At 46.2% G+C, this 8,502-nt stretch carries 8 protein-coding genes and 1 pseudogene; 6 read left to right on the plus strand and 3 right to left on the minus strand.

Annotated features, from left to right (window positions below):
* Positions 1–280, minus strand: a pseudogene (locus RMO27_RS00180) (4-hydroxy-tetrahydrodipicolinate reductase); the annotation flags it as partial.
* Between the two features lie 342 nt (positions 281–622).
* Between RMO27_RS00180 and RMO27_RS00185 the strand changes: the two are divergent.
* Positions 623–856 carry a FeoA family protein gene (locus RMO27_RS00185; RefSeq protein WP_309727888.1) on the plus strand — a complete coding sequence of 78 codons (234 nt, stop codon included), beginning with the start codon at positions 623–625 and terminating at the stop codon, positions 854–856.
* Positions 857–1,068: 212 nt separating this feature from the next.
* The gene (gene feoB / locus RMO27_RS00190) at positions 1,069–2,859 is read left to right on the plus strand and encodes a ferrous iron transport protein B (RefSeq protein WP_396133587.1); all 1,791 of its coding nucleotides are present in this window, start codon (positions 1,069–1,071) and stop codon (positions 2,857–2,859) included.
* 191 nt (positions 2,860–3,050) lie between these two features.
* On the opposite strand, the gene RMO27_RS00195 is transcribed toward feoB, so the two are convergent.
* The gene (locus RMO27_RS00195; protein WP_309727893.1) at positions 3,051–3,230 is read right to left on the minus strand and encodes a hypothetical protein; all 180 of its coding nucleotides are present in this window, start codon (positions 3,228–3,230) and stop codon (positions 3,051–3,053) included.
* A 214-nt stretch (positions 3,231–3,444) separates the two neighbouring features.
* Here RMO27_RS00195 and RMO27_RS00200 point away from each other — a divergent pair, with 214 nt between their 5' ends.
* From RMO27_RS00200 to RMO27_RS00210, 3 genes are all read left to right on the plus strand, one after another.
* Positions 3,445–3,882: an Npun_F0494 family protein gene (locus RMO27_RS00200; protein ID WP_309727895.1), complete on the plus strand. Its 438-nt coding sequence runs from the start codon at positions 3,445–3,447 to the stop codon at positions 3,880–3,882.
* A 720-nt stretch (positions 3,883–4,602) separates the two neighbouring features.
* Positions 4,603–5,376, plus strand: a complete 774-nt coding sequence (locus RMO27_RS00205; protein WP_309727897.1) for an RNA polymerase sigma factor SigF — start codon at positions 4,603–4,605, stop codon at positions 5,374–5,376.
* 280 nt (positions 5,377–5,656) lie between these two features.
* On the plus strand, positions 5,657–6,694 hold the full coding sequence (locus RMO27_RS00210) for a hypothetical protein (protein WP_309727899.1): 1,038 nt from the start codon (positions 5,657–5,659) through the stop codon (positions 6,692–6,694).
* A gap of 183 nt (positions 6,695–6,877) precedes the next feature.
* On the opposite strand, the gene RMO27_RS00215 is transcribed toward RMO27_RS00210, so the two are convergent.
* Positions 6,878–7,348: a hypothetical protein gene (locus tag RMO27_RS00215; RefSeq protein WP_309727901.1), complete on the minus strand. Its 471-nt coding sequence runs from the start codon at positions 7,346–7,348 to the stop codon at positions 6,878–6,880.
* A gap of 205 nt (positions 7,349–7,553) precedes the next feature.
* Between RMO27_RS00215 and RMO27_RS00220 the strand changes: the two genes are divergently transcribed.
* Positions 7,554–8,348 carry a hypothetical protein gene (locus tag RMO27_RS00220; RefSeq protein WP_309727903.1) on the plus strand — a complete coding sequence of 265 codons (795 nt, stop codon included), beginning with the start codon at positions 7,554–7,556 and terminating at the stop codon, positions 8,346–8,348.
* Positions 8,349–8,502: the final 154 nt, after the last annotated feature.

Below are 8,502 nucleotides of genomic sequence, written 5' to 3' on the forward strand. Positions count from 1 at the left end.
TTTCATAGATACTGTCGGGATGGGTAAAATCTACCATGACGGCGGCTTGTTTCTCTTGAGATGCCATCGCCAGGATCGCTTGGAGATCGTTCATCACTGGAATCTCCAAGGCTCCACAGCCAGCCATTTCACCGATGTCTTCACCCTGGATCTTGGGGTTACGATCGACCGCACCTAGCAACACCAAATCGGGAGCGTTCGCGATGGCTTTGATGACTTCTAATCCCATCTTCCCCGCCGCACCATTGACGACGACCGGGATTGGCGATTGGTTACTCATACTGACATTATCTCCTTGGCTGACAATTCCACATTGCCCATTATGACATCGAAAGACTTGCTGTTTGGTTGCGAGGATGATGTCCAGATCGACATCAAAATTTTCTTGTTGACAGTATTTCTCATAAAAGGTTAGTATTAATTAAGTGTTAAAGATACTGGTACTTATCTAAATTTTGAACTAGTAGGCCAGCCGCTCGCCGCGAAAGGAAATCTACTAAGATTCAGTCAAAGAAGAAGTTAGAGCGATCGTCTGACTCTCAGCTCGAATTGGATCGAGGGGCTGTAATCATTACCCAATTTTTGGATTCAGACGCAAGTAATTATCATAAAGGAAAATCGAATGTCTTTGGCCGAACTGAGTGCGCTCCCACTGGGGACTACAGCATCTATCCTGGGAATAAGTACAGAAACTGTTTTAGAGCACAGATTACAAGCTTTAGGATTTCGGGTGGGCAAGCAGATATCGGTGATTCGCAAGGCTTGGTTGGGTGGGCCGTTGCATGTGCGGATTGGGACGACAGAAGTGATTATGCGCCGTTGTGACGCGAGAGCGATTCAGGTGCTACCTAATTAGGCGTTAGGCTTTAGGCTTTAGGTTTTGGGCTTTAGCGGAATTGTATAGAGCAGGGTTTCTTGAATACCAATGCGCCCTAATTGCCGACAAAGATAAGTCAGCCGCTAGTGTTGGTATATTTGCTAGAGCTAAAAAAGATGACAAAATCAGTTAACTGTAATAAGTGCAACTCAGACGGTAGTCCGCTGTTGGATATTGCTAGCACCGAAGGTTTGAAGCAAATTGCCGTGCTGGGAATGCCCAATACGGGTAAGTCTACCTTCTTCAATCGCTTGACTGGTGCAAATGCCAGTACGGGGAATTGGCCGGGAATTACTGTCGATCTGCTAGTGGCCAAAATTAAGATCGGGCAGCAGGAAATTCAGGTAGTGGACTTGCCAGGGATTTACGATCTGCGAGGCTTTTCTGAGGATGAGGAAGTAGTACGGCGGTTTTTGGAGAGCAATCCCGTCCATTTAATTATCATTATTCTCAATTCTACGCAGCTCGATCGCCAAATTAGTCTGGCACTGCAAATCAAGCAGCTCGGTTTGCCAGCTTTGTTACTGCTCAATATGGCAGATGAGGCACCCAAATTTGGCGTACATGTCGATCCAGAAGCGATCGCGCGACACCTGAATATGCCAGTGGTGCAGATGAGTGCTAAATATGGGCAGGGCTACATCCATGCCCGCAGTCTGATTGCCGAACGATTGAGCCTACAATCCAATCCACTCTTAACGGGTAACATCGATCTCAATTTAGGAGACGATCCGCAGTTTGCCGCTGACATGGGCACTTTGCTCCAAGATGGTTTTCGGGTGTCGGCCGTTAAAGACACCTTGACGACTAGACTCGATCGCATCTTACTTCATCCCGTGTTTGGGTTGCCGATTTTCTTCGGATTGATGTATCTGATGTTTCAGATGGTATATACCATCGGCAAGCCGTTGCAAGATGGGTTGAATTTAGGAGTCGAATGGTTTAAAACTGCTGCTGTCGAACCATTATTGAGCTTTTTACCCACATTCCCCCACGATCTGCTCGTTGATGGGCTATATGGCGGGATGGCGACGGTGGCTGCCTTTATTCCCGTCATTTGGGTCTTTTTTATCTGTATGGCGATCGTCGAAGATAGTGGTTACTTATCGCGATCGGCTTATTTGATGGATGCCTTCATGGAGCGGCTGGGCTTGGATGGCCGATCGTTTGTGATGTCGTTGATGGGTTTTGGTTGTAATGTCCCTGCAATTATGGGATTACGGGTGATGCGATCGCCCGCATTGAGGCTGCTGTCGATGTTGGTGATTCCGTTCTCGCTGTGTTCGGCACGGCTGAATGTGTTTATTTTCATGACAACGGCGTTGTTTAGTGCCAGCGTCGCGCCGCTGGTGCTGTTTAGTCTCTATTTATTTAGCTTTGCAGCAGCGATTCTGACAGCTTTTATCTTCAAAGGTAAGTATCCCAATCAAGAGCCACTGATCCTCGAATTACCGCCTTATCGCTTCCCCACCGTGCGACAAATGTTCCTGCGTGCTTGGTCAGAAACTAAGCATTTTTTGCGGTTTTCATGGCGATTTATCATCTTTGGCGTAGTCGCCATTTGGCTGTGTAATAATCTCCCCACAAATGTCGAACCTGCCAGTGCGGGGACGATTTCGGGACAGATCGGGCAGGCACTCCAACCGATTTTAGGGCCGATCGGAATTAACCCCAAGCTATCGGTAGCATTGATCTTCGGGTTTATTGCCAAAGAGATCGTGTTGGGGGGATTGGCGGTGATTTATGCCACCAAACAGGATGCGGGATTGGCTGGTGCGATCGCGCGAGAAATTGACTGGGTACAGGCTTACAGCTTTATGTTATTTACGCTGCTGTACGTGCCTTGTCTCTCGACAGTAGCAGTAATTAAAGCAGAATCAAAAAGTATCAAGTTCGCGCTGCTAGGTGTCTTTTGGTCGTTAGTACTGGCTTGGATCGCGAGTTTTAGCTTCTATCAAGGTGCCAGAGCCTTGGGGTTTTAGTTGGGGAAAATTCGGCAATCGATCGAAACCCCACTAACGATCTAACTCGCTTGCGCCAGATATTTGATCGAATCCTCAAAATCTCAACCTTACTAAATTGGCATCTGAATTGCCATCAAAAAAAGCAAGTAGGTGCAATTTGTTGCCACCTACTTGCTTTTTTGAACTGAAATGATAACGGTTCTAAGCACTCATTTGCGATAGCCTGCTGCTGGCAATTGCTTGCGCAAACAACTTTCCAGTAAGCGGACTTGATATACTTGCTTAAAGGCACTGGGATTGAGAATGAGTTTATGCTTGTGATGAAAGACTGGCTGACTCAAAAATGCCGACCAGGGAAAAGGGACTTTAGGTGATTCGCCGCTAGACACGATCGTGATGTGGGTGAAGTGGACTGGTTAGAGAGAACTTCCGGCACATAGAGTGAGCCTGAAAGAAAACGGATGCGATCGTAAATTTAGTTTCAACAGTGATGTCGATCGCTGCTAAAAAGCTCATTACTATCTCTTAGTTAATTTCCCACATTTACTCGGTCTAGAACATCCGCCATTTATCTGGGCGCGATCGGCCAAAACGTTACAATAGATGTACTCATCTTTATCTAATGTAGCGATCGTGGTTGCTAATCCTCCTTCCGGCAAAATTATCTCCTATCCAGTCAAAACGATCGATCGAGCCGATATTGCGCTCCGGTGCGCGCCCTTCGAGCTAGCTCTGTTTGCCAAAATGCGGTGGGAAAGTGTCTCTGTCCCCAAATTAGCTGGCAAGCTGGGCGTCAAATCTGGTTATACCCGCTATCCGCTCTCGGAGTTGAGCGTCGAAACGGCGACTAATTGGTTGATTCAAGTCGGGATGTTGCGGCGGGAAGTGGACGGGCAAGGTTTGACAGATAGTTTTCGCTTGACACCATTGGGTTTGGCCTTAATCGAAAAATGGGAAGCCCAAGGTGGCACAATCCCCGCTGCCAAGATCTTCGATCGAGTGCGTAATTGGATCTCCCGGTGGTTGCGGTTGCCTTTCTAGCTAAATACTCAAGATCTGCGCACCCACTGTCGTGGAGATGCTCAAGGGACGGCGAGTTGTCAGATCGATAAATAGATATGGTGGTTTGCTTGGCGGTGGCGATTGAATGGTTGCCATCGAAAATTTTTGCGGCCATCCACCGCAGATCTGCTACTTCGATCGCGCATGTTTTACCGATTGCGATCGAGATCGACATGCATCTGGTGATGTTATCACAACTATTTATTCGATCATCATTCACAATGTAGATAAGTCCATCATAAACATTGGAAAATATCAAACTCAGTAAAAACACGCATTACATTAGATCGAACTTTACGTAGACATCGATAACTAGTAATCCCACTGATGTAATTTAACCGACTCTGAGACTAAACTTAACGAGCCAGGGTGAATGAATATTCTAGCTTGAGTCAAGAGCAATTGAGTAACCAAAAAAAATGCAATCTACTAAATAAATAGTAACTCAAACTTCAATCACAGGGGGGTTGACAGTGAGACGAATCCTTACCAGTCATGTTAATAGGAATTAAAAAAATTTGAATCGATCGATGCATTTTTAAAGCGAAGTTCGGATCTGCGATCGCGATCGACACTTAGCGACAGATTTAGACCCACCACTGTTTCAGAGCGAGTTCGGAGTTAGTTTCGATCCCAGAATCTGATTATCAGTTTGCATTTTCCGCGCTCTACTATCAACTTTTAACTAGAAAAATCGTCATGACTACCGTTTTAGAATGCGATCTGAAGCACCACAGTTTACAACTACTGCGTGAATATCAACAGACTGGTAAGGCAAGACTGCGGAATCAGATTGTGGAACTAAACATGGGATTGGTGCGGAAAGAGGCACACTATTGGGTCAGTCAGTGCAAAGAAACTTATGACGATCTACTTCAGGTTGGGAGTATCGGACTGATTAATGCGATCGACAAATTTGAAATTGCCAAAGGTTTTGCATTTAGTACTTTTGCGATGCCTTACATTAGAGGTGAAATCCAACACTATCTTCGAGACAAGAGTTCGGTTTTAAAGATGCCGCGTCGCTGGTTCGCGCTGATCCAACAAGCTGGCACGATCGCCAAAACATTGCAAGCCGAGTATCAACGTCCGCCCACAGAAGCCGAGATCGCCCAGGCATTGGAGATTCCCCTGGCTGAGTGGCAAGAAATCAAAATGGCGTATCAAAACCGCCAGCCAGTGAGCTTAGACTGTCCGGTAGGCAGCGACGACGAAGCAAATAATTTAGCAGATCTACTACCAGATCGCCACTACCAAAGTTTTCAACTATCACAAGAAGATCGGTTGCGCCTCCAACAAAGTTTGGTGACACTCGAACAACACACCCGCCAAATTCTCGAATTTGTCTTCCTCCACGATTTGACTCAAAAGCAAGTTGCCGAGCGGATGGACATTAGTGTGATTACTGTCTCTCGCCATGTCAAAAAAGGTCTGAACGTCCTCAAAGTGATGTTGGTGAATAACGAAAACTAAGCATGTTCGTAATGCTCGATCGCGCTGTTTTTGCACTCGATCGAGTTTGTGTTCTCACCATGTAGCGATTGCTAGATCTTGAAATTGGAAATTAGACCGAGATCGATCCCCAATTGCGATAGTGCAGCCAGAGATTTGGGTAGTATAAAAATAGACACGTCATTAGCTGTTGCGAAGCTGCACGGCTAGACATAATGGCGCAGAGTAAACGTCTAATCATCCCGACTGTTATCGAAGTTATATGTATATGAATATTCAGGGAAGCGAGGTATAGAAAGTCATGCAAAAATCTTGGTTTTATTTAGGCGCGATCGGTAGTTTAGCGATCTTCATGTCTGGTTGTGGCGATAGTCAACCCGCTGCGACTCCAGCAGCCAGCCCCACGGCAGCAGCCAGTCCAGCTCCTAGCCCAGCAGCAACAGCACCCACTGCAACTGTACCTGCACCAGCCACTCCAGCAGCCACTACTCCCGCCGTAGCCGCTAAACCAGGAACCCCTGGTGTCAAGCCAGTATCTGTAGATGTTGCTGCTGGTTTGATCCCCCCCACAAATGGTGAAACTTGGGCTAAAACTGTCGCCAAAGGTCGTACCGATCCGTTTGCAACCTTAGCATTACAACCGATTGAAGTTGCTGAGAAAGATTCATTCGGTCAATCTGGGAAACCACAACCAGCCACAGGGAAGATTGCTACTAATGCCTCCCCCACCATCAAAAATGCATCCCCTGCGATCAAATCTGGTGTAAATAGTCCGTTACCCAGAATTAAAATTGCTAAAGTTACTAGCAATACACCAATTGCCAGCAAGGGCACAACGACAGCAGAGCCTAGCATTGCTCGTTATGGAGATACCTCCATCTCCTCGATTCCGAGAACTGGTATCAATAGAAATTTACCAAAAATTACTGTTGCGATTAAGCCAAGTAACATATCAAAATCTTCCACTGCCACTAAAACTGCCACCAACAGTAACGTACTGCGTCCGGTCAATATCGGCTCTAATTCCACACCAACACCTCGTCCCACTGATATTGCCGCGCGATCGCCACAAGGTGCCGAGCAGGTGCTCCAAGCGAAGGCTGTAGAGGTATCTGGTTTAATTGAAGTCGAAGGCAAGACTCAAGTTATTGTCAAATTGCCAAACGAATCATTCAGCCGCTATATTAATGTCGGCGATCGAATTGCGAATAGTAATATCATCGTCAAACGCATCGAAGATCGCGGTACGATCTCTCCGACGATCGTCCTATCAGAAGGTGGTACTGAAGTCTCGCATAAAATTGGTGAGAAACCAGCTTCGCAGACTCCAGCTAAGTAGTTCTAATCCACACATCTAAGCAAGCCCGATCGAATGCGATCGGGCTTTTTGATAGATATAATTTCTTGATAATTGAAGAACACGTATAGCTCTGGAAATATTTATCATAAAAGATCTGGTCGGAGTATAGTGTGACTATTGTCAATCGCTATACTTCGATCGGGTATCAATTGATTCGATATATTACACAACAGAACTACTAACATTCCATTTTTTATGAGATTTTTTGAGTATCATCATATGCTCAATTTTAGCGGGGATAGAAGCTTGAGTTTTTTTGTAGAGCCATTTTGATGAATTTGTGCTGACACGCTCTACTTGATAACCTTGGGCAGCTACTTTGATGAGAACTTCGGCATTTTCATCAGACAAAGATACTAGCTTCAAGCTTTTGACCTCGAAGAAAAAGCAAACCCCACCTGCTTGGCCGTTGGACATCTCTTTATTATTCTTATCTTTAAAGTATTGAGATATAGCTTGGCCAATCCCTTTAAGATCTGAATGTGCAGCATCAGATTGAGATTGTTTAGCAATTAAATCTAGTGAAAAGAGATTCGATCGAGGATGATTCGTTCGCTCTTTAGCATCAGCAACAATCGTAACTGATGATAGTAGCGAGATCGCAATAGTTGTAAGAATAGCTGATTTGAGCATAAATATTTAGTAAGAAGAATGAGCACATACAGGCGATTCAGATCGCTCTTAGTATCAGGGTACCCATCCAGCAGATTTTGATTAACAATAGCTAATTATCGCAGACACCCAACTCTAAATAAGATCCAATAGATCGACCCTCCCGTTCAGCATTGATGAAATGCAGTAAAATTCTAGTATTTGACAGAACTAATCACTAGATTCCATGCAAACTCCTAGTTCGGATCGATCGGCTACATCTAGCCGCGATTCCTCGGTGCCGACGATCGAAATGTCCGCAGGCAGTCGGGTCAAGTGGCAAGCCATGTTGACAACTCGCAAAATTGGGACTGCCAAAAAATTACTCGCTAGAGTCCCAGAGTTGGGTGGCGAACCCACCGCCAGAAGAGCCTTCAACGGTCAAAGATTAGATAAAGATACTTGGGCGGCGATCTTTTATGGATTGAAGCTCGATCGGGCGAATTTTTTTACAGACGTGCAATGGTTCGATCGAACTCTCCAAAACCAGTGGCAGCTATTGTGGAATTTGGCGACAGATGCAGACGATCGCTTTGGGCTGGTATTGGCCGCACCAGCAGCAGACAGCGAACTCGATCGTCCCAAGTTTGCGCGGACGATCGCCGCACGGACATCAGTCTCGATCGATATCTGTGCTGGCTATTCCGGTTATCTGATTTTGGTCGAACGCGATCCTAGTGGTGGCGTGGTATTGCTGTGCCCATCGCCCATGATGACTAATCCGCTGCTAACTGGTGCGAGTCAGCGACTACCCCAATCGCCCCCTTCTCCATTTCCATTTTTTCAACCACTGAGTGTCGGTACCAATCAACTGTGGGCGGGCATGTTTACCAAACTACCCACCTGGCCGTGGTTGGCGGCGGCGATTCACAAGCCACTCAGATTAGAATTGGCACAACTGACCGATCTACTCGAAGCTGCCAGCAAGCATCGCCAAGAAACTCAAATGATTCGATCGAGCTATCTAGTTACAGCGACTTGACACTCCCCGCTCTAAAGAGACGGGGATTCTTGGATCAACGAAACCACTTAGATCAGATACCTTGCAGCGTCTAACCCAGAGGTGGGATTCTCAAGCGAGCTTTTCGGGGGAAGCTTCCCCCGAAAACGTCGCGCCCCAAGCGTTACTTTGGGTA

The sequence above is a fragment of the Chamaesiphon sp. OTE_75_metabat_556 genome, from assembly GCF_031378165.1.
Lineage (GTDB): Bacteria > Cyanobacteriota > Cyanobacteriia > Cyanobacteriales > Chamaesiphonaceae > Chamaesiphon.

What these genes read in the sequence shown, in the direction of transcription:
- RMO27_RS00210 (WP_309727899.1), top strand. Translation starts at nt 5,657, where the DNA reads ATGCAAAAATCTTGGTTTTATTTAGGCGCGATCGGTAGTTTAGCGATC.
- RMO27_RS00205 (WP_309727897.1), top strand. Translation starts at nt 4,603, where the DNA reads ATGACTACCGTTTTAGAATGCGATCTGAAGCACCACAGTTTACAACTA.
- RMO27_RS00185 (WP_309727888.1), top strand. Translation starts at nt 623, where the DNA reads ATGTCTTTGGCCGAACTGAGTGCGCTCCCACTGGGGACTACAGCATCT.
- RMO27_RS00200 (WP_309727895.1), top strand. Translation starts at nt 3,445, where the DNA reads ATGTACTCATCTTTATCTAATGTAGCGATCGTGGTTGCTAATCCTCCT.
- RMO27_RS00215 (WP_309727901.1), bottom strand. Translation starts at nt 7,348, where the DNA reads ATGCTCAAATCAGCTATTCTTACAACTATTGCGATCTCGCTACTATCA.
- RMO27_RS00220 (WP_309727903.1), top strand. Translation starts at nt 7,554, where the DNA reads ATGCAAACTCCTAGTTCGGATCGATCGGCTACATCTAGCCGCGATTCC.